Here is an 18,411-nt window from a genome sequence, read left to right on the forward strand (position 1 = left end):
CACCATGAAACCACCGTAGCGTCAAGTTTCGCAGACGCTGTTTGCCGCCAATCGGCGCCGCTCGGCGATAATTTCGAGGCTTCGGACCTTGGCAAGCCAAGATCGGGTGTTTAGTGCATTTTCATTGTTTTCGATGATTGACCGAGGCGCAACATGGAACTTCAAGAGCGACTGGAAGAGGTGCGCGGCCGGATCGCCGCGGTGGCCCGCGAGACGGGCAGAGCGGAAGGCTCGGTGCAGCTCGTGGCCGTGTCCAAGACATTCGACGTGGATCAGATCCGCCCGGCCATTCAGGCCGGCCAGCGCGTGTTCGGAGAGAACCGCGTGCAGGAAAGCCAGGGCAAGTGGCCGGAGCTGAAGAGCGAGACAGCAGGTATCGAGCTTCACCTGATCGGACCGCTGCAGTCCAACAAGGCCGGCGAAGCGGTCGCGCTCTTCGATGTCATCGAGACAGTCGACCGCGAGAAGATCGCGCGCGCTCTTGCCGACGAAATGAAGCGCCAGGGCAAGGCCCCTCGCCTCTTTGTGCAGGTCAACACGGGCCTCGAGCCGCAGAAGGCGGGCATCGCGCCCGACGATACAGCGGCGTTCGTGGCACTCTGCCGCGACGAGCTTCACCTTCCGATCGACGGGTTGATGTGTATTCCGCCGGCGGATGAAAACCCGGGCCCGCATTTCGCCTTGCTAGCGAAACTGGCGAAGGCCTGCGGCGTCGACAAGCTCTCGATGGGAATGTCCGGCGATTACGAGACGGCCGTCGCTTTTGGCGCCACCAGCGTCCGGGTCGGGTCGGCCATCTTTGGCGCCCGCTGATATTTCGCTTCGGTCATGGCGCTATCGTCATGACCATTGTTGCCCGCTGGAATGTTTCACGGGAAACGTTTTTGACAAGGCGACAGCGCAATTGCCAATCGGCAACAAAAAACCCCGCCGAAGCGGGGTTCAGACTGCTGACAAACCCCGTCATTTTTTGGCGGGGTTTATTTTGTTCTGAGTTGCGCGCTGGATCGGCTGTTTTGAACGAGGCTTTCGGATGGTCGCTTTCTCATGCGGGGCTCGGTTGGCTGGCCTTGGTGAGGGCCATTGCGATCTTCTTGATGTTCTGGGCGGTTGCGGCCATCAGGCACTGGCATTGGACCCGGACGAGACTTCGGAACCGCGCGTAGCGGTGGCCATGCAGTTGTTTGGCGTCGGCGAAGGATCGCTCGACCGTCTCCTTGCGCCGTTTATAGACCGCCTTGCCCCAGGGCTTGAGCCGGTTGGCATCGGTGCGCTCGCGCGCATCGGCCCAGACATGGCGGGTGATGGTGCGTACCGCCTTGCCGTTCGATGTGCACGACGCCAGTAGCGGGCAATCGCGGCAGATCGCCGGATCGGATGTATAGTGGCGATAGCCGTTGCGGTCGGTGGTGGCGTAGGTAAGCAACTGGCCTTCGGGGCAACGATAGCCATCCACCTCGGCGTCATGGACGAACTTCGACTTGCGCATCATGCCGGCTTTCGGCGGGGTCGGATTGCGGTAGCCGGTGACGCCGAGGATGGCGCGATCCTCCAGGCCGTTGGCGATGCCCGAAGTCGCATAGCCGGCATCCAGGCCCACCGCCTTGACGTCGAAAGAGAAGCGCTCGCGCTGGCGGTCCAGCCGGTCGAGGTAGACGATGCTGTCATGCACGTTGGCCGGCGTCGCATGGGTGTCGGTGATGATCGCATGACGGCCATCGACGGTGCGATGATCGAGATAGAAGAAGCCCTTGGGCTTGCCGTCGCGCACCATGTAGCCGCTGTCGGGATCGGTGCGGCTGACCTTGGTCTGCTTGATCTCGGGCTCGCGCTCCTTCTCCTTCAAGGGCTTCTGGCCATGCAGCGCCCGCTCGGCCTCGATCGCCCTGTCGAGATCGGCCCAGTAGTCGGAACGCGACTTGGCGACCATCTCGAGATCGTACTTGCCCTTGTTGGCATTGGCCTTCAGATGCGTGCTGTCGGTATAAAGAACGGTGCCGTCGACCAGGCCATGGCCGATCGCCTGTTCGACGATGTGGTCGAAGATGTCCTGGGCGACCGACGTATCGTTGAAGCGCCGCCGCCGGTTCTGGCTGAGCGTCGAGGCATCGAACACCCCGTCCGTCAGCTTCATCCGCAGAAACCAGCGATAGGCGACATTGACCTCGATCTCGCGCACCAGCTGACGCTCCGAGCGGATACCGAACAGGTAGCCGATGAACAGCGCCTTGAACATCAAGGTCGGATCGAGCGGCGGCCGGCCGTTGTCGGCGCAATAAAGCCCGGCAACGCGATCATGGATAAAGGTGAAGTCGATCACCGCATCGATCTTGCGAAGCAGGTGATCCTTGGGCACCAGACTGTCGAGCGTCACCATCTCGAGAGCCGTCTGTTCGGGAGCAGGTTTCTTCAGCATGTCCCAGTGAATCACAAACCCCAGCCAGAGCCAGGGGTTTGTCAGCAGTCTGAACCCCGCCGAAGCGGGGTTTTATCAATCTATCCGATCGCTTAGTAGCGATCGTCTTCGTCTTCATCCGGCGTCGAGGACTTCAGCGACTTCAGCTTCGCGAAGACGGCATCGGCGTCGATTTCCTTTTCTTCCTCGCGCTCGTAGCTCGGGGCGAGGCGCTCGGTTTCGTGCGCGGACTGCAGCGTTTCGCCGAGTTCCGCAGCGGTCGGCAGCGGACGGCCCTTGGCGGCCTTCTCGACTTCCATGTCGAGGTCGATCTGGCTGCAGAGGCCGAGCGTGACCGGGTCCATCGGCGTCAGGTTGGCGGCATTCCAGTGAGTGCGGTCGCGGATCTGCTCGATGGTCGACTTGGTCGTTCCGACGAGACGCGAAATCTGCGCGTCCTTCAGTTCGGGATGATTGCGAACCAGCCACAGGATGGCGTTCGGGCGATCCTGGCGCTTGGAGACCGGCGTGTAGCGTGGGCGCGGCGCTTCGATTCGGGAACGCGCACCTTCGGCTCGGAGAGCTTGAGCTTGTGGGCCGGGTTCTTCTCGGCGCGTTCGATTTCGTCGCGCGACAGCTGACCGGTGGAGATCGGATCCAGGCCCTTGATGCCTTGCGCAGCTTCGCCGTCGGCGATCGCCTTCACTTCCAGAGGGTGCAATTTGCAGAACTGAGCGATCTGGTCGAAAGACAGAGCTGTGTTGTCGACGAGCCAAATGGCGGTCGCCTTCGGCATAAGCAGTTGTTGAGCCATGGATATAGTCCTTCTGTCGTCCGCGCCGGTGTCGCGGTCCGTGGGTTGTCACCACTATGTCCGGGAAATTATGCCGCTATATAACCGGAGTGACGCATAATTGCAATTGATCACGAATGAAATGACCTTTGTCTAATTGCCGGGTCGATCTGACCTGTTATGAATGCACAAAACCGCCTGTGGCGTGCTTCTGCCGCCGGCGTCCGAGTGAGGAGGAAATCGATGTCGGAGAAGATCTACCCGGTGCAAAAGCCGGTTCAGAGCCATGCGCTTATCGACAAGGCCAAGTACGAGAAATGGTACGAGGAGAGCGTCGAAAATCCGGATAAGTTCTGGGGCAAGCACGGCAAGCGGATCGACTGGTTCAAGCCTTATACGAAGGTGAAGAACACCTCTTTTACCGGCAATGTGAAGATCAAGTGGTTCGAGGACGGCCAGACCAACGTCTCCTACAACTGTATCGACAGGCACCTGAAGACCAACGGCAACCAGGTCGCCATCATCTTCGAGGGGGACAACCCCTACATCGACAAGAAAATCACCTATAACGAGCTCTACGAGCATGTTTGCCGCATGGCGAACGTGTTGAAGAAGCATGGTGTCAAGAAGGGTGACCGCGTCACCATCTACATGCCGATGATCCCCGAGGCCGCCTATGCGATGCTCGCCTGCGCCCGCATCGGCGCGGTGCACTCGATCGTCTTCGGCGGCTTTTCGCCGGAAGCGCTGGCGGGACGGATCGTCGATTGCGAATCAACCTTCGTCATCACCTGCGACGAGGGCGTGCGCGGCGGCAAGCCGGTGCCGCTGAAGGAAAATACCGACACGGCGATCCATATCGCAGCACGCCAGCATGTGATCGTCGAGAAGGTGCTTGTGGTTCGCCGCACCGGCGGCAAGACCGGCTGGGCGCCGGGCCGCGACCTCTGGTATCACCAGGAAATGGCGACGGTGAAGCCCGAGTGCCCACCCGCCAAGATGAAGGCGGAAGATCCGCTCTTCATTCTCTACACGTCAGGCTCGACCGGCAAGCCGAAGGGTGTGCTGCACACCACTGGCGGCTACCTCGTCTACGCGGCGATGACGCACGAATATGTGTTCGACTATCACCCCGGCGATATCTACTGGTGCACCGCCGATGTCGGTTGGGTCACCGGCCACTCGTATATCGTCTATGGGCCGCTTGCGAACTGCGCGACGACGCTGATGTTCGAAGGCGTTCCCAACTTTCCGGATCAGGGGCGTTTCTGGGAGGTTATCGACAAGCACAAGGTGAATATCTTCTATACCGCACCCACGGCCATCCGTTCGCTGATGGGCGCCGGCGATCAATTCGTGACGCGCTCGTCGCGGTCCAGCCTGCGTCTGCTCGGCACGGTGGGAGAGCCCATCAATCCCGAAGCCTGGGAATGGTACTACAACGTTGTCGGTGACAAGCGCTGCCCCGTCATCGATACCTGGTGGCAGACGGAAACCGGCGGCCACATGATCACGCCGCTGCCGGGCGCGACCGACCTGAAGCCCGGATCGGCGACGAAGCCGTTCTTCGGCGTGAAGCCGCAGTTGGTGGACAATGAAGGCAACGTGCTGGAGGGCGCGGCCGATGGCAATCTCTGCATCACCGACAGCTGGCCGGGGCAGATGCGCACCGTCTATGGCGACCATGAGCGCTTCATCCAGACCTACTTCTCGACCTACAAGGGCAAATACTTCACCGGCGACGGCTGCCGGCGGGACGAGGACGGCTATTACTGGATTACCGGTCGCGTCGATGACGTTCTGAACGTGTCCGGCCATCGCCTCGGCACGGCCGAGGTCGAGATCGGCGCTTGTGTCGCACAGCCTCGTGTCCGAGGCGGCGGTCGTCGGCTATCCGCATGCGATCAAGGGTCAGGGCATCTATTGCTATGTCACGCTGATGGCCGGCAACGAGGGTTCGGACGAACTGCGCCAGCAGCTGATCAAGCATGTTCGGAACGAGATCGGCCCGATCGCGGCACCCGACAAGATCCAGTTTTCGCCCGGGCTGCCGAAGACCCGATCCGGAAAGATCATGCGCCGTATCCTGCGCAAGATCGCCGAGGACGACTTCGGTTCGCTGGGCGATACGTCGACGCTGGCCGATCCGGCTGTCGTGGATGACCTGATCGCAAACAGGCAGAACAAGGCGGCTGCTTAACAGTGATTGCCTGCCAATGAGCGGCCGCTTCGGGAAACCGGAGCGGTCTCACTCCTCGTAGGGACAGGGTGCCTTCTGCTTCCGACCGCCGTCATAGGCAACGGCAATCCCCTCGCCCAGCATATACTGAGCCGGATTCCGCCCATCGGCCAACGTCACGTCCGCCAGGATGCGGCCGAAATACTTGTCTCCGGAAATCCGCGTCAGCTGCACTTGCGGCGAGATCGCCGGTCAGTTTCTCCAACACCTCTCGCGCGTCCAGACCGGCGCGTCTGACTGCGGCGCATTTCGAGCGCATCTCGGGTGTATCGATACCGCGAATGCGGACATAGACTTCAACGGTCTGCTGCGGCCACGGACGCGCCGCGACCAGCAATGTGTCTCCATCGATCACTTGCAGAATTTCCGCCGACACGGGTCCGGCTATCTCGTCGCGTGCAAAGCCCGGCATCGAAGATGCAGCGATGAAAGCTATCGTGGTGATGGCGCGCGTGAACATAAAAGGAATAAATTCCGATATTCGCGGGAAGTCAATAGGAATATTTACTCAGAAATCGATTGCGCGACCGTTGATTTCCCAGTCGCCGAACCGGGCCGGATCGGCACCCCCTCGCCCGCCGATCTCCGTCGGCATATCGGTCGGCTGTTCGTTGCGGCGACGCTCCTCGGCCTCGGCGAGCGCTCGCCTGGCTGCGGGGGATAGCATCTTTCGCACAGGTTCCGTGCCTTCCGCCGCAGGCGTCTCGGTATTGTCGTTGTCCGCTTCTTGCATGACGCATACTCGTCTGAAAATATTGAAAATCGCTGATGAACGACCAAATTATAGGACGCCGGCACGGCGATTGAAACCCTTCGAGCGCAAACTGCGCTCGCCCGAGATGGAGACGATGATGAACCTTGTGCGGACTGCCATGTTGCTTGCCTTCATGACGGCGCTGTTCATGGTCGTCGGGTTCATGATCGGCGGACGCAGCGGCATGATGATCGCGTTCCTGGTCGCGGCCGGGATGAATTTCTTCTCCTACTGGAATTCCGACCGCATGGTGCTTTCGGCCTACCGCGCGCAAGAGATTGATGAACGGAACGCGCCGGAGTTCTTTACGATCATCCGCGATCTCTCGCGCAATGCCGGCCTGCCGATGCCGAAGGTCTATCTCTACGACAGCCCGCAGCCGAACGCGTTCGCGACAGGCCGCAATCCCGAGAATGCCGCGGTGGCGGCATCGACCGGCCTGTTGAGCGCGCTATCGCCGGAAGAGGTCGCCGGCGTGATGGCGCATGAGCTCGCGCACGTCCAGAACCGCGACACGCTGACGATGACGATCACGGCGACGCTTGCCGGCGCCATCTCTATGCTGGGCAATTTCGCCTTCTTCTTCGGCGGCAATCGCGAGAACAACAACAATCCGCTCGGTTTCGTCGGCGTTCTGCTGGCGATGATCGTCGCGCCGATGGCCGCCATGCTGGTGCAGATGGCGATCAGCCGCACCCGCGAATACTCCGCCGACCGGCGCGGCGCCGAGATCTGCGGCAACCCGCTTTGGCTCGCCTCCGCACTTGGCAAGATTGCCCGTGGCGCCTCGAACATTCCGAACTATGACGCGGAGCGCAATCCTGCCACCGCGCACATGTTCATCATCAATCCGTTGACCGGCGCGGGCATGGACAACCTGTTTTCGACCCATCCGAATACGGAAAACCGCATCGCCGCGTTGCAGGAAATGGCACGGGGCGGCATGAATAACTCGACGCCGTCGGTTCGTGCTGCTAATCCCGTGCGCAAATCGCGCTCAGTTCCGGATGCCGGCCTTGGCGCGGTGGCTCGCAACCGCCAAAGGGTCCCTGGTCTTGAGTTCAGACGGTAAGAAAAAGCCATTTCGCAAACAAAAGCCGTCGGCGCCGTCGGCATCTTCCGCCCCCGCAAAGCCGGGTCTGCAGGCGCGTGCCGCGGCCTCGAAGATCCTGGCCGCCGTTATCGATCGCAAGCTCTCGCTTGACGGTGCGCTCGACCATGAACATGGCAATCCGGCTTATAAGGCGTTGGCCGACGATGACCGGGGTCTCGTGCGCGCGATGCTGAACACCACGCTTCGCCACCTTCCCCGCATCGAAGCCGCCGTGGCATCCCTGCTGGAATCGCCTTTGCCAGAGGGCGCCCGCTCGCTGCAACACGTGCTCTCGATCGCCGCGGCGCAGATCCTCTATCTCGATGTTCCCGATCATGCCGCGGTCGACATTGCCGTCGAACAGGCCAACCTCGACCCGAGAAATCGCCGCTTCGCCAAGCTGGTCAACGCGGTGTTGCGTCGTCTGGGTCGCGAAAAGGAAGAAATACTCCGGGAGATCGACGACATCCCGTCCATGCCCGGCTGGTTTCTGGAACGGTTGGAGAAGGCCTATGGACGCGAGGCGGCGCGGGCGATCTCGGATTCCCAGCTACAGCCTGCCGCCATCGACCTGACGGTGAAGTCGGATGCACAGGCTTGGGCGGAAAAGCTCAATGGCGTCGTGCTGCCGACCGGCGGGGTCCGGCTCGCCGCATTCGACGGCTCCATCCCGTCTCTAGAAGGTTTCGACGATGGGTCGTGGTGGGTGCAGGACGCGGCCGCGAGCATTCCCGCGCAGCTCTTCGGCGATCTGTCCGGCAAACGTGTCGCCGATCTCTGTGCGGCACCTGGCGGCAAGACCGCGCAGCTCATCCTTGCGGGCGGCACGGTGACGGCTGTCGAGCAGTCCGAAAACCGCATCAAGCGCTTGCGTTCGAACCTCGACCGGCTCCAGCTGTCCGCGGAAACGATGGCTCAGGACCTTACAAAATTCACCCCTGACGAGCTCTTCGACGCCATTCTGCTCGACGCGCCCTGCTCCTCTACCGGGACCACGCGCCGGCATCCCGACGTGCTCTGGACCAAGGGGCCGGAAGACATCGCGAAGCTGGCCGCGTTGCAGGAACGTCTGTTGCGCCACGCGTTGCGGCTGCTGAAGCCTGTAGGCACGATCGTGTTCTCCAACTGCTCGCTCGATCCGATCGAGGGTGAGGAGGTTGTGGCGCGGGTACTTTCGGATACGACAGGATTCGAGCGTGTGGCGATCGAGCCGAGCCGGTGGCCGGGGCTTGAGGAAGCAATCAGTCCGCTTGGCGCGTTTCGCACCACCCCCGACATGCTGAAGCTGCCGGCCGGTTTCGCGTCGGGTCTCGACGGTTTTTATGCGGCCGTGTTGCGCCGTGTTGCCTGATCGAAGAGCAGCTGGCATAGTCAAGCATCATTACCGAGATCATCGACGGTCAGTGCCGTTTCCGGACTTGTCCATCCAGTCCTAACGATATGGGTCAATAGACAATCGAAATGCGGTCCGGACGGTTTTCAGGTCTTTACCTGCGGGAGGCTTGGCGGCGGGCACTTTGCCGTGCTGCACTCGTGCGCCTCAAGTTGTTTCGCCACACGGTCTATGCGCCCGAGCGGCTTATCGTGGCGCCGACGGATCTGAGACCCGTCGATTCGCATGTGGCCGAGGAAATCATCAACGGTCGTTTTCCGCTCGCCGGTCGTATGCTGGAGACGGGTGGAAAGTCGCCATTCACGCTGAGCCTTCCCTCGCGCGCCTTCGCCATCAGGCTGCACGGCTTCGGCTGGCTGCGGCACATGCGCTCAAAGAAGAACGATCTGCATTCCAACGTCGCCCGCGCGATCGTCAACAGCTGGCTGTCCATTCACGGCGGGCGGATGGAAGGCATTGCCTGGGAGATCGATGTCACGGCGATGCGTGTCATTGCCTGGCTTTCGCACTCGCCCGTGGTGCTGCAGAACGCGGATCGCGGCTTTTATCGCCGCTTCGTACGCTCGCTCGCGTTTCAGGTGCGCTTTCTCAGGCGGATGGCGCGCTATGCGCCGCCCGGCGAGGTGCGTTTTCGGGTTCGTCTCGCGCTTGCCATGGCGTCGATCTCGATGCCGGTGCGGCCCAGTGTGATCCGCAAAGCCTCCGACGCGCTCGACGTCGAGTTCGATAGCCAGATTCTGCCGGACGGCGGGCACGTGTCGCGCAATCCGCGCGTTGCGCTGGAGCTTCTGCTCGATCTTCTGCCGTTGCGGCAGACCTACATCAATCTCGGCCACGAAATGCCGCAGAAGCTGATATCGGGCATCGATCGCATGTATCCGGCGCTGCGCTTTTTCCGCCATCAGGATGGCGATCTCGCTTTGTTCAACGGCGCGACCTCGACCTCGGCGAACGAGATCGTTTCGTTGCTGCGCTACGACGAGACCGCCGGCGAGCCGTTCAAGGCGATGCCGCATTCGCGCTACCAGCGGCTCGCGGCCGGGCGCACCGTCGTGATTGCCGATACCGGCCTTCCGCCGACCGGCAATCTCTCGCGCACTGTTCATGCCGGATGCCTGTCCTTCGAGATGTCATCAGGACGGCACCGCTTCATCGTGAATTCGGGATCGCCGAAATTCGCCGGCAACCGTTATGTGCAGGTCGCGCGCACCACGGCGGCGCATACGACCGTGACGCTCAACGATACGTCGTCGAGCCGCTTCGCCTCTTCTGATTTCCTGGCGCACCTGATCACCGAGCCTATCAAGACCGTGCAGGTCGATCGCGTCGTGGCGGATGACGGCCGGGATGTCGTCAAGGCCAGCCATGACGGCTATTTGAAAGAGTTCGGTGTGCTGCACGAACGCGAGCTGACCCTGAACGCCACGGGTTCGATCATGACCGGGCTCGATCGCCTCGCCGTTGCCGAAGAGCGCAAGGGCGAGGGTGAGTTGCGCGCCGTCGCGCGGTTTCACACCCATCCGTCGATCAATCTGAAGCAGATGGACCGGGAGTCCATCCTGATGACGGCGCCCGATGGCGAAAGCTGGCTGTTTTCCTCGCCGGGCAATACGGTCGAGATCGCCGAGGACGTGTTTTTCGCGGACGCCTCCGGTATCTGCGCCTCCGATCAGATGGAAATCAGCTTCGCCTATCCGGAAAAGCCGGAAATAAGGTGGTTTTTGTCCCGTAGAAGCTAGCGGCTGTTTTCGCCGGCTTAAAGCTGTGCTAACGCGGCGCCATATTCCGCGCACCTCGCCGGATGTCTCCCGAAGATCGAACGGAGAAGCCACATGGCCGTTGTTTCCAAGAAAATCCCCGCCCCCGACAAGGTTGCCGTCAAGACCGCCTTGCTCTCCGTGTCCGACAAGACCGGGATCGTAGACCTTGCGCGTGCGCTTGCCGAAAAAGGCGTCCGGCTGCTGTCGACCGGCGGTACCCACAAGGCAATCGCGGCGGCCGGCCTCGACGTCACCGACGTTTCCGACGTCACGGGCTTTCCGGAGATCATGGACGGCCGCGTGAAGACGCTGCATCCCAAGGTCCACGGCGGCCTGCTGGCGATCCGCGATGACGCCGAACATCAGGAAGCGATGAAGGCGCACGGCATCGATGGCATCGATCTGGCCGTCATCAACCTCTATCCGTTCGAGGACGTGCGTGCGGCGGGCGGCGATTATCCGACCACCGTCGAGAATATCGACATCGGCGGCCCGGCGATGATCCGCGCTTCGGCAAAGAACCACGCCTATGTGGCGATCCTCACCGACCCGGCCGATTACCCGGAGCTTCTCGAGCAGCTGTCGTCGGATGCCGGCCAGACCAGCTATGCCTTCCGTCAGCGCCTCGCCGCCAAGGCCTATGCGCGCACGGCCGCCTACGACGCGATGATCTCCAACTGGTTCGCCGAAGCGCTGTCGATCGACACGCCGCGCCACCGGGTCATCGGCGGCGTGCTGAAGGAAGAGATGCGCTACGGTGAAAATCCGCACCAGACGGCAGGCTTCTACGTGACCGGCGAAAAACGTCCTGGTGTGGCGACGGCAACGCTTCTGCAGGGCAAGCAGCTCTCCTACAACAACATCAACGACACGGACGGCGCTTTCGAGCTGATCGGCGAGTTTGCGCCCGAGAAGACCGGTCCGGCCTGCGCCATCATCAAGCATGCCAATCCGTGCGGTGTCGCGACCGGCCCGACGCTGAAGGACGCCTATCTGAGAGCGCTTGCCTGCGACAGTACGTCCGCTTTCGGCGGCATCATCGCGCTCAACCAGCTGCTCGATGCGGAGACCGCGGAAGAGATCGTCAAGCTGTTCACCGAAGTCATCATCGCGCCCGAGGTGACGGAAGAGGCCAAGGCGGTCATCGCCGCCAAGAAGAACCTGCGCCTGCTCGTCACCGGCGGCCTGCCCGACCCGCGCTCGCGCGGCATCACGGCGAAGACGGTTGCCGGGGGCCTTCTGGTGCAGAGCCGTGACAATGGCATGATCGACGATATCGAGCTCAAGGTCGTCACCAAGCGCCAGCCGACGGCGCAGGAACTGCTGGATCTGAAGTTCGCCTACACGGTCGCCAAGCACGTCAAGTCGAACGCCATCGTCTACGCCAAGGACGGCCAGACGGCCGGTATCGGCGCCGGCCAGATGAGCCGCATCGATTCCGCCCGGATCGCGGCGCTCAAGGCCGAGGATGCAGCGAAAGCCATGGGCTGGGCCGAGCCGATGACCAAGGGCTCCGCCGTTGCGTCCGAAGCCTTCTTCCCGTTCGCGGACGGCCTGCTGTCGGCGATCGCCGCCGGCGCCACGGCCGTGGTGCAGCCGGGCGGCTCGATGCGCGACCAGGAAGTGATCGACGCTGCCAACGAGCACAATGTGGCGATGGTCTTCACCGGCATGCGCCATTTCCGCCACTAATCGACGAAGACGGTTACGCCCTATCCGCCGGATAGGGCGTCCGGATCAACAGGATCAGCCCGCCGGCCAGAAACAGGACGAGCGTGGCCATGCCAAGATGCGACGAGCCGGTCGTGTAGGTGACGATCGAAAACAGAAGCGTCGCCATGAAGCTGGTTGCGCGGCCTGACAGGGCGTAGATGCCGAAATAGCGGCCGGCCTCATCAAGGCTGACGCTGCGGGCCAGATAAGAGCGCGACGAGGCCTGAACCGGGCCGAATGCCAGGCCGATCAGCAGGCCGTAGCCGATATAGGCCTTCTCCGCCGCCGTGCCGAACAATCCACCGGAATCGGTCGCGGGAAGCGGCACCAGCCCGAAGAGCGTGGAGCCCGGTTGGGTCGATACGATGCCGAATGTCGCCAAAAGCAGCATGGTAAGACTGATGAGGATGGTCGCCTTCGAGCCGATGCGGGCGTCGATCCGTCCGGCGATGACGCAACCGAAAATCGCCACAACGTTGAGAATGATGCCGTAGATGCCGATCTCGATGGTCGCCCAGCCGAACATGCCGGCCGCGAAGGCGCCACCGAGGATCAGCAAGCCGTTGACGCCGTCCTGGTAGATCATGCGGGCCACGAGAAAGCGCAGCAGCGAGCGGCGTTGCTTCAGTTCGCCCAGCGTGTGCCTGACTTCGCGGAGCCCGGAGCGCACGGCCGCAGCGAAGGGAAGGCCGCCTTTTACATCGGGGGTGAACAGAAACATCGGCAGTACGAAAATCAGATACCACACGGCCGAGATCGGTCCGGTAATGCGAGCATCCTCGCCTGTCCTTGGGTCGAGGCCGAACAAGGGGTCGAGGCCTAGGATGGTCTTGCCTGTCTCCGGACTTCCGGCGAGCAGCGCCACCACCGCAATCAGCACGATCATTCCGCCAAGGTAGCCAAGGCCCCAGGCGGTGTTGGACAGGCGTCCGACTTCGTCCTTTCCGACGAGGCGCGGCATCATGGAATCGTTGAAGACGATCGAAAACTCGGCGGCGATCGATGCCAGGATCATGAAGATCATGGGATAGATGACGGGTGAGCCGGGTGCTGCGAACCAGAGGCCGCACAGGCTGGCGATCTTGATCACGGCGAAAAAGCCGATCCATGGCTTTCGCCCGCCGGACTGATCGGCAATCGAGCCGAGAATGGGGGAGAGGATGGCGATGATCACCGAGGAGATCGTCGCCATGTTGCTCCAGAGCGTCTGCGCTGAAACAGGATCGGCCGTCAGCCTGGCCACGAAGTAGGGGCCGAAGATGAAGGTGGTGACGACGGTGAAGAAGGGTTGTGCCGCCCAGTCGAAGAACATCCAGCCCCAGATGCCCCTGCGCGTCGCGCGCTGGGGCTGTGTTCCCGTCCAGTCAATGCGATTCACCGGCCTGCTCCTGATGTGGGAGCGGACTGTCTCACCTCGTCCCGTCTCTTGCAAGGTCGGTCAGCAGGCCGGCCGCGACGGTGATGCGGGCCAGGTTAGGGTCGCCACCCTCGCTGAGGCCGGCCAGTTCCTCGGCGATGCGGTTGATCCTGATCCGGTCGCTCGCATGCCATGCCTGCACCGGCAGCTTTTCCTTGCCGTTGTTCGACAGCGCTGAGCTGACGATATCGCGGCGCGCGGTGGCGATCTGGTCGAGGCTTCGCGCCAGCGCCAGGTTCTCGTAGTGATCCGAGGTGGCGATGCGGCCGCCGGCCGCCAGCAGCCGTCCGATACGGAAGGTCTTGCTCACCGCGAAGTAGCTCTCGGCGGCGCGGATGAGCGGCTCGCCCGTGCGCTCAGCGATCTGCATGATCTCGGGCACGAGCGCGAAGCCGATCAGATGAGCGATTTCGGCCGAAAGCCCGTCCGGCACGCCGCCGGCCTGATACTCGGCCTGGCGCGCCTCGAGTTCGGGAACGATCTGGCTGGCGAAGACCGGCTGCAGCTTCTTGAAGGCCGCACGCAGTCTGTCGATGGTTTCGGCGATATCTCCCTTGGCCATCTGCATCTTCAACAGCAGACGCGTGAGCACGGTGAAGATATGGCTGATTTCCTCGTAGATACGGTTCTGCATCTGGCCGGAAATCCTGCCATCGAGCGCATCGGTCTCGCTCCAGAGCCGGCCGAGATCGAAGCCGTCGCGGGCGATGATGGCGGCGCGCACGACTTCGGGTGCCGATGCGGCCGTCGCGTCCATCATGCTGACGGCAAAGCTTGGGCCGCCGCGGTTGATGGCTTCGTTGGCAAGCACGGTCGCCACGATCTCGCGCTTCAGGCGATGGTTAGCGATATCGGAAGCGTTGGACTTGCGCATCTTGGCGGGGAAATATTGCGAGAGCGTTGCCTCGAAATAGGGATCATCCGGCAAATCGCTTGCCGCAAGCGCGTCGAAGAGAACGATCTTGGCGTAGGACAGGAGGACGCCGACCTCAGGCCGTGTCAACGGTCTGTTGGCGGCGTATCGTTCGGCCATGGCGGTGTCGTCGGGCAGCGTCTCGACCTTACGGTTGAGCTGCTTGGCGGTCTCCAGAACGCCCATGAAGCGGGCAAGCTCCAGGCCGTTCGCGGTGCCTTTCCGCTCGGTCAGCGAGATGGCGAGCGACTGAAGGTAGTTGTTGCGCAGCACCAGCTTGCTGACTTCATCGGTCATCGAGGACAGCAGCTGGTCGCGCTTCTGCCGCGTCAGCCGGCCTTCATGCATGGCGGCCGCGAGCGCGATCTTGATGTTGACTTCGACGTCGGAGGTGTTGACGCCGGCGGAGTTGTCGATCGCGTCGGAATTGCAGCGACCACCCTTCAGTCCGTAGGCGATGCGGCCGCGCTGGGTGACGCCCAGGTTCGCGCCCTCGCCGATGACCTTGGCGCGCACCTCGTCGGCGCTGATACGGATGGGATCGTTGGCGCGATCGCCGACGTCGGTATCGGTTTCGGCGGCCGCCTTCACATAGGTGCCGATGCCGCCGAACCAGAGCAGGTCGACAGGGCTTTTCAGGATCGCGGTCATGACTTCAAACGGCGTGGCAACCGTCTTGTCCATGCCGATCGCGGCGGCGGCCTGCGCGGTGAGCGTCACCGATTTCGCCGAGCGCGAGATGATCATGCCGCCCTTCGAGAGCAGGCTCTTGTCGAAATCCTGCCAGCTGGAGCGCGGCAGATTGAACAGCCGCTGGCGCTCGGCCAGGGTCTTGGCCATATCCGGATCGGGATCGATGAAGATGTCGCGATGGTCGAAGGCGGCCAGCAGCCGGATCTTCGGCGACAGGAGCATGCCGTTGCCGAAAACGTCGCCCGACATGTCGCCAACGCCCGCGACCGTGAACGGCGTCGTCTGAATGTCGATATCCATCTCGCGGAAATGGCGTTTGACCGTCTCCCAGGCGCCGCGCGCGGTGATACCCATCTTCTTGTGGTCGTAGCCGGCCGAGCCGCCCGATGCGAAGGCGTCGTCGAGCCAGAAGCCGGCTTCCTGCGCCAGCGCGTTCGCGGTGTCGGAGAAGGTCGCCGTGCCCTTGTCGGCGGCGACGACGAAATAGGGGTCATCGCCATCGAGCCGCACGGTGTTTTCGGGCGGGATGATCTCGGTGCCGGAAATGTTGTCGGTGATCGAAAGCAGCGTGCGGATATAGGTCTTGTAGGCTTCCCGCCCCGCGTTGAAGATTTCATCGCGATTGCCGCCGATCGGGAGCCTCTTCGGATAGAAGCCGCCCTTGGCGCCGACGGGCACGATCACGGCGTTCTTGACCTGCTGCGCCTTCACGAGGCCGAGCACCTCGGTGCGATAGTCCTCGGCGCGATCCGACCAGCGCAGTCCGCCGCGCGCCACCCTGCCGAAGCGCAGGTGAACGCCCTCGACCTCGACGCCGTAGACGAACATCTCACGGAACGGCTTCGGCGCCGGCAGGCCGTCGATCAGGTGTGGATCGAGCTTGAAGGCCAGCATCGCCTTGGCGGAACCATCGGGATTGCGCTGGAAGTAGTTGGTGCGCAGCGTCGCGTCGACCACGTTGACGTATCGGCGCAGGATTCGGTCGTCATCGAGGCTCGGAACGTCCGACAGAGCGGTCTCGATTTTTGCGTGAAGATCGGTCGCCTTCTTGATCCTGTTCTTCTCTGTCAGCTTCGGATCCAGGCCGTCGTGGAACAGGCGGAAGATGAGCGACGAGATAGCCGGATATTTATCCAGAGTCGTTGCGATGTAGTCCTGCGAATAAGCGATCCCCGCCTGTCTGAGATAGCGCGAATAGGCTCTGAGAACGCTGGCCTCGCGCGCCGAAAGCCCGGCCGAGATGATCAGGCGGTTGAAGTTGTCGTTGTCGATGACGCCGGCGAAGGCCGACAGGAATGCTTCTTCGAGTGCTGCGCCATGCTGCTGCAGATCGATTTCCGCGCCGCTCTGGGCTTCGAGTTCCATGTCATGCAGGACAACCAGCTTTTCGCTGCCGTCGGCCAGCGTCACGCCGATGTCGAACGTACCCTCGCTGATGACGCTGAAGCCGAGATTTTCGAGAAGCGGCACGCGGCGGGAGAGCGCGAGCTGGCCGTCGGCGTGAAAGATCTTCAGGCACAGGAGCGACGTGCCGTCCTTGATGCGCGTGTAGAATTCGATGCGGGTCTGTTCGCCCGTCGCGCAGCCGACGATGTCGGCGAAGTCGGCGAATGTTTCCTCTGGCGGGAACAGATCCTGGAACGCGTTGCTGACCGTTATCCTCGGCGCCTTCGGACCGGCGAGCATTTCGAAGCGGTCGTCCCAGCGGGCCGTGATGGCGCGAATTGCTTCTTCCAGTTTCGCCTGGTGGATACGCGGGGTCTTTCCGCCAGAGCGGCCGATGATGAAATGAACGCGGGCGACGCCGCCTTCGGGGAAAGCCGGGTAATAAGCCGAGACACGACCGTCATAGATGGTCTTCAGATAGGTCCCTATTTTCTCCCGCACGATCGAATCATATTCCTCACGCGGAACGTAGACGATGACGGAAACGAAACGATCGAAGTGATCGATGCGCGGCAGCACGCGTACGCGCGGCCTGTCGGTAAGGTCGTTGATCTGTTCGGCGAAGGTGGAGAGCAGCGCGGTGTCGATCTGGAAGAGATCATCGCGGGGGTAGGATTCAAGGGTGTTGTCGAGCATGCGGCCCGAATGGCTCATCGGATCGAAGCCGAAATGTTCCTTCACCTTTTCGACCTTGGAGCGCAGCAGCGGGATATCGGTTGCGAGCGAGGTGTAAGCCGTGGAGGTGAACAGGCCGACGATGCGCAGTTCGCCGGTAACATTGCCATTCTCGTCGAAACGCTTCACGCCGACATAGTCCATATAGGCGCGGCGATGAACGACGGATTTGACGTTCGCCTTGGTGACGATCAGGAATTCCGGGCCGTCGAGGAAGGCGAGGATCTCGGGCGTCGTGGTTACAGCGTCGCGGCCGGTTCGAAGCACCAGCACATCGGGATTGGAGAGGATGCCCAGCCCCGTGCCCTTGTCACGCTCGACCTTCGCATTCGATCCCTTGCCGGAATAGACATATTCGCGCATTCCGAGAAGCGTGAAATTGGCATCGCGCAGCCAGGTGAGGAAAGCGACCGCCTCGTCGCGATCCGCCTTGCGGCGGCCGACATTGCGCGACGACAGTTCGTCGATGGCGGTGCCGAGCTTGTCCAGCATCGGCTTCCAGTCGGAAACCGCCAGTCGCACCTGTTCCAAAACGATTTCTATGCGCTCTATCAGATCGGCCGACTGTGCCGGTGTGAGTGGTGCGAGGTGAAGCTGGATGTGGCTGACGCGGTTGGCCGCCTCGCCCGGCATATCCGGCGAATAGAGCTCCGGCGGGTGACCTTCCGCCATGACGAGAATGGGATGCACCGCCATATAGAGATCGCGGTAACTGCTCGTCACCTCGCCCATGACCGATTCATAGAGGAACGGCATGTTTCGATCGGTCACCGACAGGACCGATACCGCCACGCCATCGGGCTCGACATTGTCAAGCGAGGTCACGGTGACGCGCGGGGCATTGCCGGTCCAGGCGGCAAGTTCGGCCGCGCAATGAACGGCGGAGATTGCCAGCATCTCGGGCGTGTAGGATTCGAGGTCGTCGCCGCTGGCGCGTCCGAAGAGAACATCCGGCGCGAGATAGTTCTCGCCCATCGCGGTCGCGATCTTGTTCGCGCTCTCTATCTGCTTTTCCCGTTTCGGATTGTTTCGAGCAGCCATTGACTGTGTTCCCTCATTTTCTCGATTGCGCGCAGGTTAGCAGAAGGTTTGACAGAAAAATTGCTAAATTGGGGACGTCGATGGCA

Annotated in this window: 9 protein-coding genes and 3 pseudogenes; 6 read left to right on the plus strand and 6 right to left on the minus strand. The window is 62.1% G+C overall.

The features are described from left to right. Positions 1–153: 153 nt before the first annotated feature. Complete coding sequence (locus P3R82_RS25920) at positions 154–813, plus strand: YggS family pyridoxal phosphate-dependent enzyme (protein ID WP_283195859.1); 660 nt, start codon at positions 154–156, stop codon at positions 811–813. 232 nt (positions 814–1,045) lie between these two features. Here P3R82_RS25920 and P3R82_RS25925 read toward each other — a convergent pair whose 3' ends face one another. Then, positions 1,046–2,416, minus strand: a complete 1,371-nt coding sequence (locus P3R82_RS25925; RefSeq protein WP_283194553.1) for an IS1182 family transposase — start codon at positions 2,414–2,416, stop codon at positions 1,046–1,048. A gap of 92 nt (positions 2,417–2,508) precedes the next feature. Further along, positions 2,509–3,209 (minus strand): annotated as a pseudogene (locus P3R82_RS25930) (DUF1013 domain-containing protein). Between the two features lie 222 nt (positions 3,210–3,431). On the opposite strand from P3R82_RS25930, the pseudogene acs reads away from it, so the two are divergent. Then, positions 3,432–5,388, plus strand: a pseudogene (gene acs, locus P3R82_RS25935) (acetate--CoA ligase). 48 nt (positions 5,389–5,436) lie between these two features. Here the strand turns inward: acs and P3R82_RS25940 are convergent. Together P3R82_RS25940 and P3R82_RS25945 are read right to left on the minus strand one after the other, a co-directional pair. Further along, positions 5,437–5,601: a hypothetical protein gene (locus tag P3R82_RS25940; protein WP_283195860.1), complete on the minus strand. Its 165-nt coding sequence runs from the start codon at positions 5,599–5,601 to the stop codon at positions 5,437–5,439. Positions 5,602–5,935: 334 nt separating this feature from the next. Next, positions 5,936–6,160: a DUF1674 domain-containing protein gene (locus P3R82_RS25945; protein WP_283195861.1), complete on the minus strand. Its 225-nt coding sequence runs from the start codon at positions 6,158–6,160 to the stop codon at positions 5,936–5,938. A 118-nt stretch (positions 6,161–6,278) separates the two neighbouring features. Between P3R82_RS25945 and htpX the strand changes: the two are divergent. The 4 genes and pseudogenes from htpX (at position 6,279) to purH (ending at position 12,119) form a co-directional block, all read left to right on the plus strand. Continuing rightward, a pseudogene (gene htpX / locus P3R82_RS25950) lies at positions 6,279–7,240 on the plus strand (zinc metalloprotease HtpX). Then, entirely contained in the window at positions 7,231–8,625 is a 1,395-nt protein-coding gene (locus tag P3R82_RS25955; RefSeq protein ID WP_283196424.1) for an RsmB/NOP family class I SAM-dependent RNA methyltransferase, read from the plus strand. Before htpX ends, P3R82_RS25955 begins: the two are co-directional and overlap by 10 nt. A 110-nt stretch (positions 8,626–8,735) precedes the next feature. After that, positions 8,736–10,406 carry a heparinase II/III family protein gene (locus P3R82_RS25960; protein WP_283195862.1) on the plus strand — a complete coding sequence of 557 codons (1,671 nt, stop codon included), beginning with the start codon at positions 8,736–8,738 and terminating at the stop codon, positions 10,404–10,406. Between the two features lie 93 nt (positions 10,407–10,499). Then, a complete protein-coding gene (purH, locus tag P3R82_RS25965; protein WP_283195863.1) occupies positions 10,500–12,119 on the plus strand; it encodes a bifunctional phosphoribosylaminoimidazolecarboxamide formyltransferase/IMP cyclohydrolase in 1,620 nt (539 codons plus the stop codon). Positions 12,120–12,132: 13 nt separating this feature from the next. Here the strand turns inward: purH and P3R82_RS25970 are convergent, their stop codons facing one another. Together P3R82_RS25970 and P3R82_RS25975 are read right to left on the minus strand one after the other, a co-directional pair. Next, a complete protein-coding gene (locus P3R82_RS25970) occupies positions 12,133–13,518 on the minus strand; it encodes an MFS transporter (protein WP_283195864.1) in 1,386 nt (461 codons plus the stop codon). A gap of 31 nt (positions 13,519–13,549) precedes the next feature. Then, positions 13,550–18,325, minus strand: coding sequence for an NAD-glutamate dehydrogenase (locus P3R82_RS25975; protein ID WP_283195865.1), 4,776 nt, complete (start codon positions 18,323–18,325; stop codon positions 13,550–13,552). Positions 18,326–18,411 lie beyond the last annotated feature (86 nt).

The organism is Rhizobium sp. AN80A (assembly GCF_030053015.1).
In the GTDB taxonomy this organism is placed as follows: domain Bacteria; phylum Pseudomonadota; class Alphaproteobacteria; order Rhizobiales; family Rhizobiaceae; genus Rhizobium; species Rhizobium metallidurans.